This is a genomic window from Neisseria weixii, assembly GCF_042658245.1.
GTDB classification, from domain to species: domain Bacteria; phylum Pseudomonadota; class Gammaproteobacteria; order Burkholderiales; family Neisseriaceae; genus Neisseria; species Neisseria weixii.
This window is the reverse complement of the sequence record NZ_JBHSPY010000077.1, coordinates 1-862: the sequence shown is the minus strand read 5'-3', so window position 1 is coordinate 862 and position 862 is coordinate 1. Positions and strand designations below refer to the sequence as shown.

The window sequence follows — 862 nt, the reverse complement described above, 5'->3', positions numbered from 1 at the left end:
GCGGTTTCGCTGCGGGTGGCGGTATAGGCCGCTTTGGCCTGTGTGCCGTCGGTGTCGTTTGCAATCACGATGTTGCGGGTGCCGATGCCGCTCTTGGTAACGCCGCTTTGGCTGTCGCCGTCGGAGCCGTAGCCGATGCTGCTGCCGACACCGTTTTTACCGGCGACGGTTTGGATGTGGCTGCCGGCAGCAGGTGCGGTTTGACCGAGGCTTTGGCCGCTGATGCTGCCCGATACGCCGATGCCGAAGCCGTCGCCTTCATAGCGGCTGTGGTTTTGAATGTCGCTGTGGCTGAGGGTGGCCGTCTGAAAGCGGTTTTGGCCATCCGTTTCGGCTTTGGCCGATGAGGTGATGATACCGCCTTTCAGGTCGGTATGGTTGCCGACATTCACTTGGAAGCCGCCGTCTCCGGCGAAGAGGCCGGATTGTTCGCTGGTGCTGCGGTGGTCGGCGTTGGTTTTGCTTCGGTTGTAACCGGCACTCGCGGATGCGCCGTAGCCGAGGGTTACCGAGCCGCTGAGGTTTTGCCGGCGGCTGCGGTAAACGGCGGTATCCTGTACGCTTTCGATGGTGAGGTTTCGGGTGCTGAGGGCAACGCCGCGGCCGTAAACCTGTGCGCCTTTGAGGGTGGTGCCGCCGCTGCTGTGTAGGGTGGTGTGGCTGCCGGTGTCGCCGATATGGGTATGGCGGTGGGTCAGGCCGTCGCCGTTGCCGTAACCTTTGCCGTAGTTGCCGCCGCCGGTAAGGCCGAAGGCGAGGCCGTTTTGGCCGTAGCTGACGGCAACGCCGGCATTCCGGCCGCTGCTGCGGTTGTCGCTGCGTTCGCTGTGGTGTTGTTCGGCCGATTGGAGCACGATGTCTT

At 63.3% G+C, this 862-nt stretch carries 1 protein-coding gene; it reads right to left on the bottom strand.

All coding sequences use genetic code 11. The features are described from left to right. Nucleotides 1–862 (bottom strand): hemagglutinin repeat-containing protein (locus tag ACFPVS_RS13675; protein WP_378595864.1); only part of this gene is annotated, 862 nt, incomplete at both ends.